Origin of the sequence: Pseudomonas sp. 9.2(2024), from assembly GCF_039695385.1 — a bacterium.
In the GTDB taxonomy this organism is placed as follows: domain Bacteria; phylum Pseudomonadota; class Gammaproteobacteria; order Pseudomonadales; family Pseudomonadaceae; genus Aquipseudomonas; species Aquipseudomonas paraglycinae.
In genome coordinates, this window is the sequence record NZ_CP155585.1 from 3,519,429 (window position 1) to 3,538,210 (window position 18,782).

Consider the following 18,782-nt stretch of genomic DNA (forward strand, 5'->3'; position numbering starts at 1 on the left):
CTCCTGATTGCGCGGTCTCCAGCCTTCACCCTAGGTCAAATCACAAAGCGCGCCACCATCGCATTCAAATCCACCGCCAGACGCGACAGTTCGTGGGTCGCGGCGCTGGTTTGATTCGCGCCGGCAGCTGATTGGGTGGCCAGGTCGCGAATGTTGACCAGGTTGCGATCGACCTCGCGGGACACCTGCGCCTGTTCTTCCGAAGCGCTGGCGATCACCAGGTTGCGCTCGTTGATCTGGTGAATCGATTGGGTGATCTGCTCGAGTGCAACACCGGCGGCGCGGGCCATTTCCAGGGTGGTCTGGGTGCGCTGGTTGCTTTGCTGCATCGATTCGACCGCTTCGCCGGTGCCGTTCTGGATGCCGGCGACCATTTTTTCGATTTCCTGAGTCGATTGCGCAGTGCGATGGGCCAGGGCGCGAACCTCGTCCGCCACCACGGCGAAACCGCGACCCGCTTCACCGGCACGGGCGGCTTCAATGGCGGCGTTGAGCGCCAGCAGGTTGGTCTGTTCGGCGATGGCGCGGATCACGTCCAGCACCTTGCCGATGTCGCGGCCCTGAGCGGCCAGGCCTTCGATCATTTGCGCGGTGTTCTGGACGTCGTGGGTCATGGTCTGGATCGCATCGACGGTTTTCACCACTTGGTCGCGACCTTCACGGGCAGCGTGGGTCGACTGGTTCGAGGCTTCGGAAGTCGACACCGCGTTGCGTGCGACCTCTTCCACAGCAGCGGTCATTTCGTTGACGGCGGTCGCGGCCTGTTCGATTTCGTCGTTCTGCTGTTGCAGGCCACGGGACGCTTCTTCGGTCACGGCGCTGAGTTCTTCAGCGGCGGCGCCCAGTTGCGTGGCGGAGCCGGCGATTTGTTCGATGGTTTTGCGCAGGTTGGTCTGCATCGCCGCCAGCGCTTCAAGCAGGCGCGCCGGTTCGTCCTTGCCGTCGATTTCGATGACTTTGGTCAGGTTGCCGCCGGCGATGGTTTGTGCGGCAGCGACGGCGCGGTTCAGCGGGGTGACGATGCTGCGGGTCAACAGCCAGGCCAACAGCACGGTCAGCAACGCGGCAATCACGGCCACGGCGACAATGCCGGTAATGGCACTGTTGTAATACTCACCCGCCTGAGTGGAAGCGGTCTTCGCGTCGGCGGCGTTGATTGCAATCAGCTTGTTGAGCTGTTCGCCCATCTTGTCGGTGCCGTCCTTGATCTTCGTGTTGATGAGGGCGCGCATCTCGTCGAGCTTGTCCTGGCGCGACAGCTCCATCATCTGGTTCTGCGCTTGCACATAGTTGTCGAGAGTCGTCGAAAACTCCTGATATAACGCGCGTTCCTCCGGGCCGGCCGGCAGGACTGCGTAACTGGCCTGGGCAGCGCGCACCTTGTCCACCAGCACACCGATGCGGGTCTGGGCTTCCTGCAAACCAGCCGGTTCGCGGTTGACCAGAATGCGGAACGACAGAATGCGCAGACGCAAGACGTTTTCCGTGACCACGGCGAGTTGGGTGACGCTTGGCAACTGCGTCGAGTCCATCTCCAGGGAAGCCTGACGGATGATCGACATGCGGTTGACGGCGAACACGCCAAGCACGATCACCAGCAAGGCAATAAAAGCAAAACCGAGGAAGGCACGGGGCGCGATATTCAGATTACGCAAGGACATAGGAGGACTCTCGGATGAATGAAACTACGAGCGTCCATGCCGTGATCACTGGCCCTTGGGGCGGGCTTCAGTCCGGCGTCACTGTTTTAAGAAGTCTTGTGTGCGCCTGACTTCTGTATCGGCCAGGCTTGAGGAAGATTGCGGGGAAAGATGAAATATTTTTCAAAGTGTTGCGGGTGTTTCAGCGGTGAAACACCCTTCGCTTCAGATGATGACTGACAGGTCAGGCTGGAGCTGCCATACCCCATACGCGAGCAATATCTGTTGCACGTTCACGCAACAGGCGCGGGGCTTCGGCGCAGGCTTGTTCCAGGGACATCGGGCCGCTGGTGACCGCGAATGCAGCGTCGATGCCGTGATCGTAGAGCGCTTGATAGCCCTCGCCCAACGTACCGGCAATGACGATTACCGGTACGCCGTGTTGCTTGGCGATCCGCGCCACGCCAAACGGGGTTTTGCCGCGCAGGGTCTGGGCATCGAAGCGCCCTTCTCCGGTAATCACCAGATCTGCGCCCTTCACTGCGTCGGACAGTCCGACCAGTTCTGCGACGACTTCGACACCGGCCTGGAAGCGTGCGCCGAGAAACGCTTTGGCGGCAAAGCCCAACCCACCTGCGGCACCACTGCCCGGTTCATCGCGTACGTCCTTGCCCAACGCCTGCGCGCAGAGTCCGGCGAAGTGGCCGAGGGCCTGATCCAGTTGTTGAACTTGCGCCGGTGATGCGCCCTTTTGTGGGCCAAAAATCGCCGAAGCGCCGTGGGGGCCGCACAGTGGATTGTTGACGTCAGCGGCGATGTCGAAACGGACGTGAGCCAGACGCGGGTCGAGTTCGCTCAGGTCCAGGCGTGCGAGTTGCGCCAACGCCAATCCGCCCGGCACCAGAGCTTGCCCTTGAGCATTCAGCAGTTTCACGCCCAGCGCCTGCATCGCGCCGGCGCCGCCGTCATTGGTGGCGCTGCCGCCGATGGCCAGAATGACGCGTTGTGCGCCGGCATCCAGCGCAGCGCGGATCAGTTCACCGGTGCCGAACGTGCTGCTGATGCACGCATCACGCTGCCCCGGCGGTACCAGTTGCAGGCCGCTGGCTTCAGCCATTTCGATGATTGCGGTGTGGTTGTGCGGCAACCAGCCCCATGCAGCTTCAACTGCTGCGCCCAACGGGCCACGCACGCGGGTGCGGCGCAGTTCGCCTACGCACGCGGCGAGAATCGACTCCACCGTGCCTTCGCCACCGTCGGCCATCGGGCATTTGACCAGAGTCGCCTGCGGCCAGACCTGCGCCAGGCCCAACGCAATGGCTTCTGCAACGCCTTGGGCACTCAGGCTGTCCTTGAACGAATCGGGGGCGATGACGATTTTCATACGAATTCTCCAGTTCCAATGCCCTCATGCTGCCAGTCGCCTTGTGCGTTGACGCCTGTCCGCTGCACAAGTCGTGCAGGCGTTTATTGTTCATTTCGACAAATCGTCGGTTTGTGGCAGCAATTGCACCCCCAGATACAACGCCAGCATCCCGTCGAGCTTCAGCGGATCGACCCCGCTCAACTCTGCAATCCGCTCCATCCGGTAGCGCAGGCTGTTGCGGTGAATGCCCAAGGCATCGGCGCAGGCCTGGCTCTGCCCGTCGTGATCGCACCAGCTGCGCAAAGTCGCGAGCAACTGGCCGTTGCTGTCTTTGGCGATGACCTTGCGCAACGGTTTGAGCAGTTCATCCAGTGCATCATCGTTGCGATGACGCCAGAGCATGACCGGCAAACGATAGCGATTGAGGGTCAGCAGGCGTGAGCGCGGCAGCACTTCGCGGCCATAGGCGAGCAAGTCGCCCACCCTTCGATAGCAACGGCGCAACCCGGCCAGCCCATCGGCCTGCCCGCCCACTGCGATGCGCAGAATGTTCCAGCCCAGACCATCGAGTTTTTCCAGCAGGCGATCATGCTCGACGTTCTGACTGGCCGGCCGGCACCAGAGCAGCGACGACTTGGCCGAACTCACACACCAACTGTCGGGATAGCGCGACATCAGCCAGGCACTCAGCGCCTCGACGGTTTGCCCCGGTCCGTGTTCCAGGCCCAACTCGAACAGATACGGCACTCGTGTCAGTTGCGGTTTGAGCCCGAGTTGCTGGGCCTCGTCGACCAGCCTTGGCGAATCCCCCGCTTCGCTCAACAGCAACGCCAGCAAGTCATCGCAACGCTGCCGCCGCCATTGCTGTTCGGATTGCTGGTTGCGCTGGCCCACCAGCATTTCAGCGGTCATGCGCACCAGCTCGGCGTAAGTACGCAGCTGCTCCGGCTCGCCGGTGATGCCGAGTACGCCGATCAAACGCTGATCGAGCAACAGCGGCAGATTGATCCCCGGCTGCACGCCTTTCAGATGCACCGCCGTCTGCGCGTCAATCTCCACCACCCGCCCGTTGGCCAGCACCAGTTGCGCGCCCTCGTGGCGGGTGTTGATCCGCTCCGGCTCGCCGCTGCCGAGGATCAAGCCCTGGCTGTCCATGACGTTGACGTTGTACGGCAAAATGGCCATGGCCCGGTCGACGATGTCCTGGGCGAGGTCGTGATCGAGTTCGAACATAAGGGTTGGAATCCTTGAAAACAGGCGCGGACGGTTGTTCACCCGCACAGGGTCTGGCAACAAACCCTGTGCTCAGGCACAAAGACAATCCGGCCAAAGGTGGCCGAGACTCTCAGGGCGATCAACGTTAACCTTTGCATCGCAAAAAATCATAATAAAGAGAGAGCCGCCATGTCGCAGAGCGCCGCTGCCGCCCAGACCATCGATGACGATAAAAATGCCGTCTACAAACGCATCACTCTGCGTTTGATCCCCTTCATCTTCATCTGCTACCTGTTCAACTACCTCGACCGGGTCAACGTTGGATTCGCCAAACTGCAGATGCTCGACGCGCTGAAATTCAGCGAAACCGTGTACGGCCTCGGGGCCGGTATCTTCTTCATCGGCTACGTGCTGTGCGGCGTACCGAGCAACCTGGCCCTGACCAAATTCGGCCCACGGCGCTGGATCGCGCTGATGATGATCACCTGGGGCACGCTGTCGACCTGCCTGCTGTTCGTCACCACACCGACCCAGTTCTACACCCTGCGCCTGTTCACCGGCGCGGCTGAAGCCGGGTTCTTCCCGGGTGTTGTGCTGTATCTCTCGCAGTGGTTCCCGACTTTCCGCCGTGGCCGGATCATGGCGCTGTTCATGTCGGCGATCCCGGTGTCCGGCCTGCTCGGCAGCCCGTTTTCCGGCTGGATCCTCAACCACTTCGCCGCCGGCCAGGGTGGTTTGGCCGGCTGGCAGTGGATGTTCCTGCTGCAGGGCATTCCAACCGTGGTGCTGGGCGCACTCGCCTACTTCCTGCTCAGCGACAACTTCGCCAACGCCAAGTGGCTGACCGCACATGAGCGTTCGGTGCTGGAAGCGGATCAGGCAGAAGACCTGGCGAACAAACCGAAAACCACATCCGATTCGCTGATCGCGGTGTTCAAGAACCCGGCAATCTGGGCGTTTGGCCTGATCTACTTCTGCATCCAGAGCGGCGTGTACGCGATCAACTTCTGGCTGCCGTCGATCATCAAGAACCTCGGCTTCAGCGACAACCTCGTGATTGGCTGGTTGAGTGCGATTCCGTATCTGCTGGCGGCGGTGTTCATGCTGGTGGTGGGTCGTTCGGCAGACTTGCGTAAAGAACGTCGCTGGCATTTGGTGGTGCCAATGTTGATGGGCGCTGTCGGCCTGTTGATTGCGGTGAACTTCGCGGCGAATCCGGCGATTGCGATTCTTGGTCTGACCATTGCGACCATGGGCGCGCTGACCGGTCTGCCGATGTTCTGGCCAGTGCCGACTGCCATGCTGAGCGCGGGTGCTGCGGCGGGTGGGTTGGCGTTGATCAACTCCATGGGGCAGATGGCGGGGTTCTTGAGCCCTTACCTTGTTGGTTGGGTGAAGGACAGCACTGGGTCGACCGATGCGGCGTTGTATCTGCTGGCGGGTGTGATTGTTGGCGGGAGTCTGCTGGCGCTGCGGATGACGCGGACGTTGCGGGCTTAAGCATTAGTCGAAATACAGAAACGGCCCTTTTCGGGCCGTTTTTCTTTTGGATCTAGCTACAGCGGTGCTTCAGTCTTGAGTTCCAGATTATCCAGCGCCCGGTTCACCGCCAGTTCACTCAGCATGATCAGTTGGGCAATGCCCAGCAATACGTGCCGCTGCGAGCCGTCCACCAGTCCGGCGAAATCGGTGGCCATGGTTTTGGCGCAGGTCAGGGTTTCAGAGGCGTCGGCCAGCAGTTCTTCACTGTCGATGCCGGGGGCGATGAGGTAGCGGGTGTTGGGTTTGAGCAGCGGTTTTCTGGGGAGCAGCGGATTGAGGTAGTGATCGAGGGCGCGTTCGGCGGCTTCGTGGAAGGTCTTGGAGTCGAGGGATTCGTAGGGTGAGGTTGTATCGGTTTCGGGTGGGTTGGGTGTTGGTTTGATCATGGTGAAACTCCTAAGGCGCTTATTGGAGCCACCACACTCGCTACCAAACGATGGTGGTGGCCAGACGCAGGTTGGTAGACCGGGCCTTAGGAGAAACGGCGCACCCGAAGGTGCCCTGCGAATGACCACCATAAAACAGAGACAAAAGACTCTACAAAATGGAGCACTCTGCACTTAAAGACCCGGGCTACCAAACCCGATCGCTGTTCTTTTCAGCGACGGGACAACGATAAAACCCGGCCCTTGAGCGCACAAGCCGGCGGATTCTGGCTTAGTCGTAGGCAACGGCGCAAGGTCGTGTAGCCTGGGTGCGTGTCTGGAAGTGTCCTTTAAACGCATGGTTTAAACACTGCGGTGTACTTGAGAACCTACCCCCTCACCCCAGCCCTCTCCCCCAGGGGGGGCGAGGGGGAAAGGGAGCCGATCTCGGTGCTTTTCAAGGCCGGCGTTCGACTCAATATCCCACGTCGGTATAAGTCGTGAGGTGTGTTTTTCTAAGCCTGAGTTCAACTCGGTATTTCACGTCGGCGTAACTTGTGAGAACACCTCGTTCGGCTCCCTCTCCCTCCGGGAGAGGGCTGGGGTGAGGGCGCTCTTGATTCTAACCACCCGATTTCGCGTCCAACTCAAGAACCACTCCCCCCGGCATCTGCACAAAAATCTGCCAGACCCCGTCCTCCGGCACCTGCGCCACCTGATACGGCAACCCACTGCCCTGCACCCGCTTCAAAACCACCGCCGCGTCTTCATCAGTACGAAACGCGATGTGGCTCAAAGCAGCGTCCTCGGACAAAGGCTGCTCAATCACATGCACCAACGCCTCCCCATCCTGATACAACCACCGCCCGGGAAACGGAAACGGCGGCCGGCGCCCCGGCGTCAATCCCAACAACCCACCAAAAGCGTCCTGCAGCGCCTGACCGTCAGCGGTGTTGAAAGCAAGATGATCAAATGTCCACGTCATGTCTGTCTCCTGCGGTTATTCAGGATTTCAGTATCTGCGCTTGCCAATCCCGGAAAAATCCCGCAAAACGCCAAGGATCTTCAACGGATTTTTACTAATGAGCTCAATCCTCGATCTGGAAATCTTCGTCCGCACCGCCGACTCCGGCAGCATCTCCGCCGCCGCTCGGGCGCTGGAGCTGACGCCGGCAGCCGCCAGCATCGCGTTGAAACGCCTGGAAACCCGCCTCGGCATACGCCTCTTCGCCCGCTCCACCCGCAGCATGCGCCTGACCGAAGAAGGCCGGCGCTATCTGGAAAGCGTGCGTCTGGCGCTGGCGACACTGGCCGAGGGCGAGCAGGCACTGAAGCAGCAGACCGAAGGCTTGAGCGGCGTGCTGCAACTGGCGGCGCCGTCGGACTTCGGGCGCAATGTGTTGCTGCCGTGGCTGGACGATTTCAAGCGCGAGCACCCGCACATTCAACTGCAATTGCTGCTCAATGACCGGCATGCGGATCTGTTTCGCGAAACGGTGGACGTGGCGCTGCGCTTCGGCGTGCCGAGTGATTCGACGCTGGTGGCGTTGCCGATTCTGCCTGAGCATCGGCGTGTGGCCTGCGCCAACCCCGCGTATCTGGAGCGCCACGGCACACCGCAAAATCCTGCCGAATTGAGCGAGCACAGCGCCCTGCTCTATCTGCGCAACGGTCGGCCTTACAACACCTGGCGCTTCCATCGCGAAGACGAAACCGTCGAGGTCGAAGTACGCGGCGACTACCTCAGCGACGACGGTGAAGTCGCTCGCCGCTGGGCCCTCGTAGGGCACGGAATCGCCTACAAGGCCTGGCTCGACGTGGCCGAAGACGTGCGTGCCGGGCGACTGATGACACTGTTCGATGACTGGCATGGCGAGAGTGTGCCGTTCAATCTGTTGTGCCCGCACCGGGTGCAGGTGTCGGAACGGGTCAAGGTGCTGCAGGTGTTTTTACGCGAGCGCTGCGAGGCATTACGCCGATAAATTCACTTTGCCGCGCCGGGCGCTTCTGGTATTTGATGGAAGCTTTCCCACCGACAAAAGGATTTCGGCATGAGCTATCGCACACTGGGTCACTCGGGATTGCAGGTGTCCACCCTCACCCTCGGCACGATGATGTTCGGCGAACAGACCAGCGCGGAAGACTCGCTGCGCATCATCGACAAGGCCTGGGATCAGGGCATCAATTTCATCGACACGGCCGACGTCTACACCAACGGCCGCTCGGAAGAGATCGTCGGCGAAGCCATCGCCCGTCATCGGCATGAATGGGTGCTGGCGACCAAAGTCGGTTTCGGCCCGGTGGATGGCGTGCCGAACCGCAGCGGCTTGAGCCGCAAGCACATCTTCAACGGTCTGGAGGCCAGCCTGACCCGGCTCGGCACCGACTACCTCGACATCTATTACCTGCACCGCGAAGACCACAACACGCCGCTGGAAGTGACGATTTCGGCGATTGGCGATCTGATTCGCCAGGGCAAAATCCGTTATTGGGGCCTGTCGAACTATCGCGGCTGGCGGATTGCCGAGGTGATTCGCGTGGCGGACAAACTAGGCGTCGATCGCCCGGTGATCAGCCAGCCGCTGTACAACATCGTCAACCGTCAGGCCGAAACCGAGCAGATCACCGCCGCCCAGACTTACGGCCTTGGCGTGGTGCCTTACAGCCCGCTGGCCCGTGGCGTGCTCAGCGGCAAGTACGCACCGGACGTGACCCCGGACGCCAACAGCCGTGCCGGGCGTCAGGACAAACGGATTCTGGAAACCGAATGGCGGGTGGAATCGTTGCGCATTGCCCAGCAGATTCAGCAATACACCCAGGAGCGTGGGGTCGGGATCGTTGAATTCGCAATTGCCTGGGTACTGAACAACGGCGCGGTGACGTCGGCGATTGTCGGGCCGCGTACTGAAGAACAATGGGATGCGTACACCAAGGCGCAGGCGGTGAAGATTACGGCTGAGGATGAAGCGTTTATCGACTCACTGGTGACGCCGGGGCATGCTTCTACGCCGGGGTTTAATGATGTGAGCCATTTTGTGTCGGGGCGTAAACCGCATCAGGCTTAAGCACCTATGCTTCGACACAGGTTCCCGCTCTCACGGGACCTGTGTCGAATGTTGGAAATATTGATCACTCGGCCAATATTCAGCACAAAAACCACGTATCCTGCGCGCCCCGTTTCACCATCACCCCCGCGAGGACAGTTTGTCTAAAGGCATTGCTTTATCGGTGACAGCATCGACGCTGTTTGCCGTCATGTATTACTACACCTCGTTGCTCACCCCGTTGAGCGGCGTGGAAATCTTCGGTTGGCGGATGTTGCTGACCGTGCCCTGCATGACCGTGTTCATGCTGGTTTCCGGCGAATGGCGGCGGGTGCTGGAGCTGCTGCGCCGGATCCCTGCGCTGCCGAAGTTGATCGGCGGCCTGATTCTTTCGTCAGCGCTGCTGGGCGTGCAGTTGTGGCTGTTCATGTGGGCGCCGCTCAACGGCTACAGCCTCGATGTGTCGCTGGGCTACTTCCTGCTGCCGTTGTCCATGGTCCTGACCGGACGCATCGCTTATGGCGAAAACCTGTCATACCTGCAAAAAGTCGCGGTTTTTTTTGCCAGCCTCGGTGTGTTGAACGAGTTGTATCAGGTCGGCGGGTTTTCCTGGGCGACGCTGGTGGTGGTCGTCGGTTACCCGCTGTACTTCGTGCTGCGCAAATACCTCAAGACCGACAACCTCGGCGGTTTGTGGGTCGACATGACCCTGATGCTGCCGGTGGCGTACTGGTTTGTGCGCGGCGGCGAACAGGGTTTCGGCGTGTTCGATCAGTACCCGGCGCTGACATGGCTGATTCCGCTGCTCGGCCTGATCAGTGCGTCGGCGCTGGTGGTGTACATCATTGCCAGTCGCCTTCTGCCGTTCAGTCTGTTCGGTTTGTTGAGTTACGTAGAGCCAGTGTTGTTGCTCGGCGTGGCGCTGCTGCTGGGTGAGAGCATCAAGCCCGGAGAATGGCTGACCTACATCCCGATCTGGCTCGCCGTGGTGGTGCTGGTGTTTGAAGGCTTCAAGCATCTGATGCGCCAGCGGGGCCCATAAGACGCGCAATAAAAAGCCCGGCCTGCACAATTGCAGGCCGGGCTTTTTTACATCTGGTGCGGATTACTCGGTAGCGAGTACACCGCGACGCACCTGGTCACGCTCGATCGATTCGAACAGTGCCTTGAAGTTGCCTTCGCCGAAACCATCATCGCCCTTACGCTGGATGAATTCGAAGAACACCGGGCCCATCAGGGTTTCCGAGAAGATCTGCAGCAGCAGACGCTTGTCTTCTTTATCCGACGCACCGTCGAGCAGGATGCCGCGCGATTGCAGTTGATCCACCGGCTCGCCGTGGTTCGGCAGGCGGCCTTCGAGCATTTCGTAGTAGGTGTCCGGCGGCGCGGTCATGAAACGCATGCCGATCTTCTTCAACTGATCCCAGGTCTTGACCAGGTCGTCGGTGAGGAACGCCACGTGCTGGATGCCTTCGCCGTTGAACTGCATCAGGAACTCTTCGATCTGCCCGGCGCCCTTCGACGATTCTTCATTGAGCGGGATGCGGATCATGCCGTCCGGCGCTGTCATCGCTTTCGAGGTCAGGCCGGTGTATTCGCCCTTGATGTCGAAGTAGCGGATTTCGCGGAAGTTGAACAACTTCTCGTAGAAGTTCGCCCAGTAGGCCATGCGACCGCGATACACGTTGTGGGTCAGGTGGTCGATGATCTTCAGGCCGGCACCGACCGGGTTGCGGTCAACGCCTTCGAGGAACACGAAGTCGATGTCATAGATCGAGCTGCCTTCGCCGAAACGGTCGATCAGGTACAGTGGCGCACCGCCAATGCCTTTGATCGCCGGCAGATTCAGTTCCATCGGGCCGGTTTCGATGTGGATCGGCTGGGCGCCGAGTTCCAGTGCGCGGTTGTAGGCCTTCTGCGAATCCTTGACCCGGAACGCCATGCCGCAAACGGACGGGCCGTGCTCGGCCGCGAAGTACGAAGCAACGCTGTGGGGTTCGTTGTTGAGGATCAGGTTGATCGCGCCCTGACGATACAGGTGCACGTTCTTGGAACGGTGGGTCGCGACCTTGGTGAAGCCCATGATCTCGAAGATCGGCTCCAGGGTGCCAGGTGTCGGCGATGCGAACTCGATGAACTCGAAGCCCATCAGGCCCATTGGGTTTTCGTATAAATCTGCCATGGTTGGCGCCTCATCATTCTTATCAATTAACCAGAGTTATTTGTCAGTAATGCTGAGACCGGTGGGTGGCGCACAGGAGATGCCACGCACACTGCGGGCGAGGAAGTCACCGTAGATCAGTTGAAACCCGAATATCTTCATTGTCGACCCAAGGCTCTTGCGGGCGAGGCTTCTGCTGCCAGAAGACGATTATTATTGTATGCGTAACCCGATTCTACACAGCGTAAATAGGGTTGTCTGCCCTCTCTATAAAATCCGCTTTTTTCCGGCCGGTGCAAGGGGTTTGTTGCACAGCCAGATGCCCGCCAGAATCAGCACGCCGCCCAGGCACATGGCCAGCGTCAGCTGTTCACCCAGCAGGATTGCACCGGCCAGCACGGCGGTCAGCGGGTTGAGCGCAATGAACACGCCGGAACGCGTGGCGCCGATTTTACGGATGCCATCGTAGTAACCGATGTAGGCCAGCGCCGAACCGAGTACGCCCAGATAAGCCAGGCTCAGCCATTGGCGTGTGCCAAGTGCCGCCAGCGCTGCAACGTCCACTTCGCCCCGGCTCAGGGCCAGCGCCCACAACATCAGGGTGCCCAGCAGAATCGAAAAGGTCACGGTCTGCACCGGACCGATGCTCTGGTTCAGGCCGCGAGAGAACAGCGAATAGACGCCCCAGCTCAAAACGCAGCCGAGGATCAGCAGATCGCCAATCCACGCGTCCGGCGTTTCGCTCAACAGCTGCGGGTTGCGACTGACGATCACCACACCCGCCCCGCCGATGCAGATTGCGATGCCGGTCACCTTCAACGGGCTCAGCCGCTCCTTGAACAGCAGCCATGACGCCAGACCAATGACCGCCGGATTCAGCGCCACGATCAACGAGGCCCGGGAAGCGTTGATGTATTGCAACCCGTAAAAGAAGCACAGGTTGTAGAAGAAAATTCCGAAGAACCCCAACAGGGCCAGTTGCAGCCATTGCCTGAACGTAGGCCGCGCCAACCGTATTCGAGCGAGCCTTAAACACACGAGCAACGCCACGCTGGCCAGCAGAAACCGCAGGCTGGCAGCAAACACCGGGCTCAGGCTGCCGGCCAGAAAACGCCCGGCCACCCACGTTCCGCCCCAGATCATGGTGACCAAGGCCAGGTTCAAATAGACGGGCATGTCCGAGGCGACCGGACGAACAGGTTCATGACAACTCATAACGCTCCAACGATGAGACTGACGGATGACGTATCATTCGATTGATTCCTCATCATCGTAAAATGAGTCTTTACTCATGACCCTGACCCAACTCGAAATTTTCTCGCTGGTGGCCGAACTGCGCGGCTTCACCCTCGCCGCCCATCGTCTGGGAATTTCCCAGTCAGCGGTGTCTCATGCATTGAAGTCGCTGGAACAGGAACTGGGCGTCGAGCTGCTGCGCCGGCATCAATCGCAAGTGGAACTGAGCGACATCGGCGAACAACTGCTGTTGCGGGCACGGGCGATGCTTGGGCTGGCGAACACCTTGCGTCAGGAGGCGGCGGATGCGCGCGGCATGAAACGCGGCACGCTGCGCATCGGCTCGTTCGGGCCGACGTCTTCGATCAAATTGTTGCCGCGGATTCTTCAGCAGTATCGCGAGGCGCATCCGGGGATCGAAGTGCACATCGATGAAGGCCCGGATCGGCAGGTCATTCAGTGGCTGGAGGAGCGGCGGATCGATATCGGTTTTGTGGTGCTGCCCGAGGAGCGCTTCGACACGTTCACCTTGATTGAAGATCAGATGGTCGCCCTTCTTCCGCTCGGTCACCCGCTGGCGGCGCACGACTCAGTGAGTCTTAAAGACCTGTGCAACGATCCGTTTGTGCTGACCGAGGCGGGTTCGTCGGAACTGGTTTCGCGCCTGTTCAACGCCGCGCGGTTGAGCCCCAACATCCGCTATCGCTGTTCGCAGCTGCTCAGCACGCTCGACACCGTGGGCCGGGGCGATGCGATGACCGTGGTGGCCGAAGGTTCGTTGCCTTTCGATCCGGAACCGCGATACATCAAGCGACCGCTGTCCCCCGTAGTCACCCGGCAGGTCGGCCTGGCGGTGCTGGACCAGCGCCAGGCATCGCCTGCCACGCTGGCATTCATTCAGCTGGCAACCCGGCTGGATTATCGTTGAGCGGCGCAGGTGTCATTGGCCATCTATCATGGGCTCAGACCTCGGGCTTTGCGCGCACGCTTCGCCTGCCATCAAGAGCCCCACTCCACCGCGACAGGATGCGCCCATGCCACTGACCGTCAGGCCCCGCCGCAAGCGCAGCACACGGATTATCGTGACATTGCTGTGCGGCTTGCTGCCGATCGTACTCGGCAGCGTGATTCTTTATATGCAGGCCGGACGCGCCCTTCAGCAGAGTTCGCAACACACCGCCGATGAAGCCCTGCGGCAGTTCGAACTGATGCTCGACAACACTGCCCAGGCCGCCCGGGAGTTGCTGCCGCTGGCCGGCCAGACCTGCGAGACGGTTAAACTGGCCCTGCGCGAACAAGTCACCCGCCGCCCGTTTGTGCGCTCGACCAATCTGGTGTGGGACGACAACCTCTATTGCAGTTCGCTGTTCGGCGACTTCAAGGAAGTCGTGAATCCCGGCGACTACGCCCAAGGCAAGTTGTGGCTCATGAACGGCAACCCGGTGACGCCAAACACCGCGCTGCTGGTGTATCGCCTGAGCGAGGGACGCGGTGGCGCACTGAGCACGCTGGACGGCTATCACCTGAGCAACATCCTGCGCCTGATCGGCCGGCACACGTTGTTGTTGCTGCAAGTCGGCAACAACTGGCTCTCCGCCGACGGCAAAGTGCATCAGGGGGCCCTGCCCGCGTTGCCCGTGGCGCAAAGTATCTTGCACTCATCACACTATGCATTCTCGGTGACAGCGGCTTTTCCGGAAGGCGAAACCTGGCGCTACATGAAAGACGAGTATCCGCCGCTGTTCAGTCTGCTGATGTTCTTCGGCGCCGTATCAGGAACGATCGGCTACATCGTTCAGAAGCGCTCCACCTCGCCCAGCCATGAAATGCTTCGGGCATTGGAAGCAGGTGAATTCATTCCCTATTTTCAACCGGTGGTGCACGGCGACAGCAAACGCTGGTCGGGCGCGGAAGTGCTGATGCGCTGGAAACATCCCAAGGAGGGGCTGGTGCGTCCGGACCTGTTCATTCCCTTTGCCGAACACTCCGGGTTGATCGTGCCGATGACCCGCGCCTTGATGCAACAAACGGCTGTTGTGCTGGGGCCGCTGTCATCGACCTTTACCGCGCCCTTCCACATCGGCATCAACATCACCGCCAGCCACTGCCACGATCTGGAGCTGGTTGAAGATTGCCGTGAATTTTTGTCAGCGTTCCAGCCTGGCAGCATCAGCCTGGTACTGGAGCTGACCGAACGCGAGCTGATCGAGCCGTCCGACATCACCCATCAACTGTTCGCGCAACTGCGCGCAATGGGCGTGAAGATCGCGATTGACGACTTTGGCACCGGTCATTCAAGCCTCGGCTATTTGAGGACCTTCAATGTCGACTTCCTCAAGATCGATCAGACATTCGTGGCCATGATCGATAAAGATGCCCTGTCGCGGCACATTCTGGACACCATCATCGAGCTTTCTACCAAACTGGATCTGGGCATCGTGGCCGAAGGTGTGGAGACGCAAGCCCAGTGTGATTATCTGGCCGCTCACCATGTCAACTTTCTGCAAGGTTACCTTTTCGGCAAACCGATGCCGGCTGCAGACTTCATCGAAGCATTAACTCATCATTAACTTGACGGGATAAATCCAGACTCGCCGACAGCGCGCACCAAATTGATACAAAACAGCGTTATTGTTACATGAAGAAAAAGTCAGGATTTACTCTTGTCGCATTAACTACTACAATTTTTCTTACCTGTTGCAAGATGGGCAGGTGAGCCATTATCACCGAGTCGCTTCAAGGCTCTTGGCTTATAGCTTTGTTTGCGGTTGGTATCAGCCAAACACACTATTGGAGTAAAGATATTGTCCAGACTCGCTGAATTTCGTGCAGCTGAAAAGGCCCTTCAGGAGCAGCTCAAGCAGCTGGAATCGCTGAAGAACGATGCCGGGCTCAAGAAAGAAATCGAATTCGAAGAAAAGCTCCAGGGGCTGATGAAAACCTACGGCAAAGGCCTGAAAGACATCATCGCCATTCTCGATCCGAACCCGGCGAAATCCGGTCTGCAATCGACCGCCGCACCTAAAACCCGCCGCGCTCGCGTGGTCAAGGTCTATCAGAACCCGCACACCGGCGAGCTGATCGAGACCAAGGGTGGCAACCATCGCGGCCTAAAGGCCTGGAAGGAACAATACGGTGCAGCTACCGTTGATTCCTGGTTGCGCGGTTAATCCCTCGCAAACATGAAAGCCCTGCATATGCAGGGCTTTTTTTTGGACAATATTTAACAAATACAACGATTTTTCTGGCGGGAAAGTTGAGTCTCAAACCGCTCTCGCACTGAAACTATGCTTCCGAATGTTGCCCCGTTAGCCGGAGTTAACTTTATGTTTAATCAGTTCCGGTATCTAACACCAGACCGGCCACGAACAGACGACTAGAATTTCAAGCTGTTTCGCGCAGCCACTATGTCGTCGCCGCTCGCCTTATAAACCTCTGCCTGCCCTGCATACGAAAGTACGTAAGCCTTATCCGCCTCGACCGCTGCAACCAATGTTTGCGACAACACATGGCGGCCGTTTTCAGTCACCGTACAAGTGGTTTCAAGCGCGGTCAGCGAGCCCAGCGTACTCGCGTGAACCTTGTTGCAGACACTCTGATAACCGCTCTGGAAAAAGTCTTTCTGAACCGACTTGCGCATCTCCAGCAACACGCCTTGCAAGTTGACCTGATGGCCGCTTTCCACGCGGGTCATCGTCAACTCCATCACCATCACCTGATTGCCATCGGCGTCAGTCTTCACTGCCCGCTGACGGGAGACTTCCGGGGAGGTTTCAGGCAGCGCCTCGACTTCCCAGCCAGCCGGCCAGGTGATGCTCGGCGCCTCGGCAAAGGCAGGCAGAGCAAGCAGGGAAAAACCCAGGAAAACGAACAGCGATTTGAACGGTCGGATCATTACCAGAGGCACTCGCGGATTGAGCCGTAAAGTCTGAGGCCCGCCCGCTCACAGGGCAAGCCCGCGCTTTCGGTTTGGCGATGCTGCCAGGCATGCGTATCATTGCGCCCATTCACTCGCCCCAATTTGTTACGGAGGGCCCATGAGCCTGCAAGAACTGAACACCTTCCCTGGCGTCACCGCCACCCCGGACAGCGCAACCCGCAACTTCGTGTTCAACCACACCATGCTGCGCGTCAAAGACATCACCAAGTCGCTGGACTTCTACACCCGTGTATTGGGTTTCTCGCTGGTAGAGAAGCGTGATTTTCCGGAAGCTGAATTCAGCCTGTACTTCCTCGCCCTGGTCGACAAATCGCAGATCCCGGCCGACGCCGCTGCCCGCACCGAGTGGATGAAGTCGATTCCCGGCATCCTGGAACTGACCCACAACCACGGCACCGAAAACGACGCGGACTTTGCCTACCACAACGGCAACACCGACCCGCGTGGCTTCGGCCACATCTGCATCTCGGTACCGGACATCGTCGCTGCCTGCGCACGCTTTGAAGAACTGGGCTGCGACTTCCAGAAGCGCCTGACCGATGGCCGCATGAAGAGTCTGGCGTTCATCAAGGATCCGGATGACTACTGGGTCGAGATCATCCAGCCGGCACCGCTGTAAAGCTGAACCTGGCTAGAAAGCACCCCCCGCAAAGAAAAACCCCCATCATCACTGATGGGGGTTTTCTTTTTCAGGCCCGGGATTTACGCCGGAGCCGAAGTGCGGATCAGGTGATCGAAAGCGCTGAGAGAAGCCTTGGCGCCCTCGCCCACTGCAATCACGATCTGCTTGTACGGCACGGTGGTCACGTCACCGGCAGCGAAGATGCCGGGGATCGAGGTTTCACCGCGGTTGTCGACGATGATCTCGCCGCGCGGCGACAGCTCGATGGTGCCTTTGAGCCAATCAGTGTTAGGCAGCAGACCGATCTGCACGAAGATCCCTTCCAACTCGACCGTGCGCAGCTCGTCAGTATTGCGATCCTTGTAGCGCAGGCCGTTGACCTTCTGGCCGTCGCCGGTGACTTCAGTGGTCAACGCACTGGTGATCACGGTGACGTTCGGCAGGCTGTGCAGCTTGCGTTGCAATACGGCGTCGGCGCGCAGCTGAACGTCGAACTCCAGCAGGGTCACGTGGGAGACGATACCCGCCAGGTCGATGGCCGCTTCGACGCCGGAGTTACCGCCGCCAATCACCGCCACACGCTTGCCTTTGAACAGCGGGCCGTCGCAGTGCGGGCAGTACGCCACGCCTTTGTTGCGGTACTCCTGCTCGCCCGGCACGTTCATTTCACGCCACCGTGCACCGGTCGCCAGAATCACGCTCTTGGCCTTGAGGGTCGCGCCGCTGGCAAAGCGGACTTCATGCAGCTCGCCATTCTTGCCGGGGATCAGCTTGTCGGCGCGTTGCAGGTTCATGATGTCGACGTCGTACTGCTTGACGTGTTCTTCCAGCGCGGTCGCCAGTTTCGGGCCTTCGGTTTCCTGCACGGAAATGAAGTTCTCGATGGCCATGGTGTCCAGCACCTGACCGCCGAAGCGCTCGGCTGCAACACCGGTGCGAATGCCTTTACGTGCGGCGTAGATCGCCGCGGAAGCACCCGCCGGGCCACCGCCGACTACCAGCACATCAAAAGACTCTTTGGCGCTGATTTTCTCGGCCTGACGCTCGATGGCGCCGGTGTCGAGTTTGGCGAGGATTTCTTCCAGGCCCATGCGGCCCTGGCCGAAGTTTTCGCCGTTGAGGTAGATGCTCGGCACGGCCATGATCTTGCGATCATTGACTTCGTCCTGGAACAGCGCGCCGTCGATGGCGACGTGGCGGATGTTCGGGTTCAGCACGGCCATCAGGTTCAGCGCCTGAACGACGTCCGGGCAGTTCTGGCAGGACAGCGAGAAGTAAGTCTCGAAGTTGAAGTCGCCCTTGAGCGAGCGGATCTGTTCGATCACTTCGACACTGGCCTTCGAAGGGTGGCCGCCGACTTGCAGCAGGGCCAGCACCAACGAAGTGAATTCATGGCCCATCGGGATACCGGCGAAACGCAGGCTGATATCGGCACCCGGGCGGTTGATCGAGAACGACGGCTTGCGTGCATCGTCGCCGCTGTCGATCAAGGTAATCTGGTGCGAAAGACTGGCAACGTCTTTCAGCAGATCGAGCATTTCACGGGATTTCGCACCGTCGTCGAGTGAAGCAACGATCTCGATCGGCTGGGTGACCCGTTCCAGGTACGATTTCAACTGGGCTTTAAGATTGGCGTCCAACATACGGGCGA

The 18,782-nt window shown here is 59.6% G+C and carries 17 protein-coding genes; 8 read left to right on the top strand and 9 right to left on the bottom strand.

Annotated elements, in window-relative coordinates:
* Positions 1 to 35 precede the first annotated feature (35 nt).
* The 3 genes from ABFB52_RS15720 to ABFB52_RS15730 form a co-directional block, all read right to left on the bottom strand.
* A complete protein-coding gene (locus tag ABFB52_RS15720; protein ID WP_129972958.1) occupies positions 36 to 1,661 on the bottom strand; it encodes a methyl-accepting chemotaxis protein in 1,626 nt (541 codons plus the stop codon).
* A 223-nt stretch (positions 1,662 to 1,884) separates the two neighbouring features.
* Positions 1,885 to 3,024, bottom strand: a complete 1,140-nt coding sequence (locus tag ABFB52_RS15725; protein WP_129972959.1) for a glycerate kinase — start codon at positions 3,022 to 3,024, stop codon at positions 1,885 to 1,887.
* Between the two features lie 90 nt (positions 3,025 to 3,114).
* Entirely contained in the window at positions 3,115 to 4,239 is a 1,125-nt protein-coding gene (locus ABFB52_RS15730; RefSeq protein ID WP_039768706.1) for a sugar diacid recognition domain-containing protein, read from the bottom strand.
* Between the two features lie 171 nt (positions 4,240 to 4,410).
* Between ABFB52_RS15730 and ABFB52_RS15735 the strand changes: the two genes are divergently transcribed.
* Complete coding sequence (locus ABFB52_RS15735) at positions 4,411 to 5,721, top strand: MFS transporter (RefSeq protein ID WP_129972960.1); 1,311 nt, start codon at positions 4,411 to 4,413, stop codon at positions 5,719 to 5,721.
* A gap of 56 nt (positions 5,722 to 5,777) precedes the next feature.
* On the opposite strand, the gene ABFB52_RS15740 is transcribed toward ABFB52_RS15735, so the two are convergent.
* Both ABFB52_RS15740 and ABFB52_RS15745 read right to left on the bottom strand, forming a co-directional pair.
* Positions 5,778 to 6,149, bottom strand: a complete 372-nt coding sequence (locus ABFB52_RS15740) for a DUF6124 family protein (RefSeq protein WP_134020225.1) — start codon at positions 6,147 to 6,149, stop codon at positions 5,778 to 5,780.
* A 601-nt stretch (positions 6,150 to 6,750) separates the two neighbouring features.
* On the bottom strand, positions 6,751 to 7,113 hold the full coding sequence (locus tag ABFB52_RS15745; protein WP_129973251.1) for a hypothetical protein: 363 nt from the start codon (positions 7,111 to 7,113) through the stop codon (positions 6,751 to 6,753).
* A gap of 97 nt (positions 7,114 to 7,210) precedes the next feature.
* Here ABFB52_RS15745 and ABFB52_RS15750 point away from each other — a divergent pair, with 97 nt between their 5' ends.
* From ABFB52_RS15750 to rarD, 3 genes are all read left to right on the top strand, one after another.
* The gene (locus tag ABFB52_RS15750; protein WP_129973252.1) at positions 7,211 to 8,110 is read left to right on the top strand and encodes a LysR family transcriptional regulator; all 900 of its coding nucleotides are present in this window, start codon (positions 7,211 to 7,213) and stop codon (positions 8,108 to 8,110) included.
* A gap of 69 nt (positions 8,111 to 8,179) precedes the next feature.
* Positions 8,180 to 9,193, top strand: coding sequence for an aldo/keto reductase (locus ABFB52_RS15755; RefSeq protein WP_129973253.1), 1,014 nt, complete (start codon positions 8,180 to 8,182; stop codon positions 9,191 to 9,193).
* Positions 9,194 to 9,332: 139 nt separating this feature from the next.
* Positions 9,333 to 10,214: an EamA family transporter RarD gene (rarD, locus tag ABFB52_RS15760; protein ID WP_129973254.1), complete on the top strand. Its 882-nt coding sequence runs from the start codon at positions 9,333 to 9,335 to the stop codon at positions 10,212 to 10,214.
* 63 nt (positions 10,215 to 10,277) lie between these two features.
* Here the strand turns inward: rarD and hppD are convergent, their stop codons facing one another.
* Together hppD and ABFB52_RS15770 are read right to left on the bottom strand one after the other, a co-directional pair.
* Complete coding sequence (gene hppD / locus ABFB52_RS15765) at positions 10,278 to 11,354, bottom strand: 4-hydroxyphenylpyruvate dioxygenase (protein ID WP_007958955.1); 1,077 nt, start codon at positions 11,352 to 11,354, stop codon at positions 10,278 to 10,280.
* Positions 11,355 to 11,600: 246 nt separating this feature from the next.
* Positions 11,601 to 12,548, bottom strand: coding sequence for a DMT family transporter (locus ABFB52_RS15770; RefSeq protein ID WP_085745545.1), 948 nt, complete (start codon positions 12,546 to 12,548; stop codon positions 11,601 to 11,603).
* 76 nt (positions 12,549 to 12,624) lie between these two features.
* Between ABFB52_RS15770 and ABFB52_RS15775 the strand changes: the two genes are divergently transcribed.
* The 3 genes from ABFB52_RS15775 to ABFB52_RS15785 all read left to right on the top strand — a co-directional run bounded on the left by ABFB52_RS15775 (position 12,625) and on the right by ABFB52_RS15785 (position 15,739).
* Entirely contained in the window at positions 12,625 to 13,497 is an 873-nt protein-coding gene (locus ABFB52_RS15775; RefSeq protein ID WP_085745544.1) for a LysR family transcriptional regulator, read from the top strand.
* 106 nt (positions 13,498 to 13,603) lie between these two features.
* Entirely contained in the window at positions 13,604 to 15,139 is a 1,536-nt protein-coding gene (locus tag ABFB52_RS15780) for an EAL domain-containing protein (protein ID WP_129973255.1), read from the top strand.
* 234 nt (positions 15,140 to 15,373) lie between these two features.
* Complete coding sequence (locus tag ABFB52_RS15785; protein WP_011334329.1) at positions 15,374 to 15,739, top strand: histone-like nucleoid-structuring protein, MvaT/MvaU family; 366 nt, start codon at positions 15,374 to 15,376, stop codon at positions 15,737 to 15,739.
* Positions 15,740 to 15,945: 206 nt separating this feature from the next.
* On the opposite strand, the gene ABFB52_RS15790 is transcribed toward ABFB52_RS15785, so the two are convergent.
* Entirely contained in the window at positions 15,946 to 16,464 is a 519-nt protein-coding gene (locus ABFB52_RS15790) for a DUF4946 domain-containing protein (protein WP_007958947.1), read from the bottom strand.
* Positions 16,465 to 16,606: 142 nt separating this feature from the next.
* Between ABFB52_RS15790 and gloA the strand changes: the two genes are divergently transcribed.
* A complete protein-coding gene (gene gloA, locus ABFB52_RS15795) occupies positions 16,607 to 17,128 on the top strand; it encodes a lactoylglutathione lyase (RefSeq protein ID WP_129973256.1) in 522 nt (173 codons plus the stop codon).
* 83 nt (positions 17,129 to 17,211) lie between these two features.
* On the opposite strand, the gene ahpF is transcribed toward gloA, so the two are convergent.
* Entirely contained in the window at positions 17,212 to 18,774 is a 1,563-nt protein-coding gene (gene ahpF, locus ABFB52_RS15800) for an alkyl hydroperoxide reductase subunit F (protein ID WP_102688035.1), read from the bottom strand.
* Positions 18,775 to 18,782 lie beyond the last annotated feature (8 nt).

What these genes read in the sequence shown, in the direction of transcription:
- ABFB52_RS15720 (WP_129972958.1), bottom strand. Translation starts at nt 1,661, where the DNA reads ATGTCCTTGCGTAATCTGAATATCGCGCCCCGTGCCTTCCTCGGTTTT.
- ABFB52_RS15725 (WP_129972959.1), bottom strand. Translation starts at nt 3,024, where the DNA reads ATGAAAATCGTCATCGCCCCCGATTCGTTCAAGGACAGCCTGAGTGCC.
- ABFB52_RS15730 (WP_039768706.1), bottom strand. Translation starts at nt 4,239, where the DNA reads ATGTTCGAACTCGATCACGACCTCGCCCAGGACATCGTCGACCGGGCC.
- ABFB52_RS15735 (WP_129972960.1), top strand. Translation starts at nt 4,411, where the DNA reads ATGTCGCAGAGCGCCGCTGCCGCCCAGACCATCGATGACGATAAAAAT.
- ABFB52_RS15740 (WP_134020225.1), bottom strand. Translation starts at nt 6,149, where the DNA reads ATGATCAAACCAACACCCAACCCACCCGAAACCGATACAACCTCACCC.
- ABFB52_RS15745 (WP_129973251.1), bottom strand. Translation starts at nt 7,113, where the DNA reads ATGACGTGGACATTTGATCATCTTGCTTTCAACACCGCTGACGGTCAG.
- ABFB52_RS15750 (WP_129973252.1), top strand. Translation starts at nt 7,211, where the DNA reads ATGAGCTCAATCCTCGATCTGGAAATCTTCGTCCGCACCGCCGACTCC.
- ABFB52_RS15755 (WP_129973253.1), top strand. Translation starts at nt 8,180, where the DNA reads ATGAGCTATCGCACACTGGGTCACTCGGGATTGCAGGTGTCCACCCTC.
- hppD (WP_007958955.1), bottom strand. Translation starts at nt 11,354, where the DNA reads ATGGCAGATTTATACGAAAACCCAATGGGCCTGATGGGCTTCGAGTTC.
- ABFB52_RS15770 (WP_085745545.1), bottom strand. Translation starts at nt 12,548, where the DNA reads ATGAGTTGTCATGAACCTGTTCGTCCGGTCGCCTCGGACATGCCCGTC.
- ABFB52_RS15775 (WP_085745544.1), top strand. Translation starts at nt 12,625, where the DNA reads ATGACCCTGACCCAACTCGAAATTTTCTCGCTGGTGGCCGAACTGCGC.
- ABFB52_RS15780 (WP_129973255.1), top strand. Translation starts at nt 13,604, where the DNA reads ATGCCACTGACCGTCAGGCCCCGCCGCAAGCGCAGCACACGGATTATC.
- ABFB52_RS15790 (WP_007958947.1), bottom strand. Translation starts at nt 16,464, where the DNA reads ATGATCCGACCGTTCAAATCGCTGTTCGTTTTCCTGGGTTTTTCCCTG.
- gloA (WP_129973256.1), top strand. Translation starts at nt 16,607, where the DNA reads ATGAGCCTGCAAGAACTGAACACCTTCCCTGGCGTCACCGCCACCCCG.
- ahpF (WP_102688035.1), bottom strand. Translation starts at nt 18,774, where the DNA reads ATGTTGGACGCCAATCTTAAAGCCCAGTTGAAATCGTACCTGGAACGG.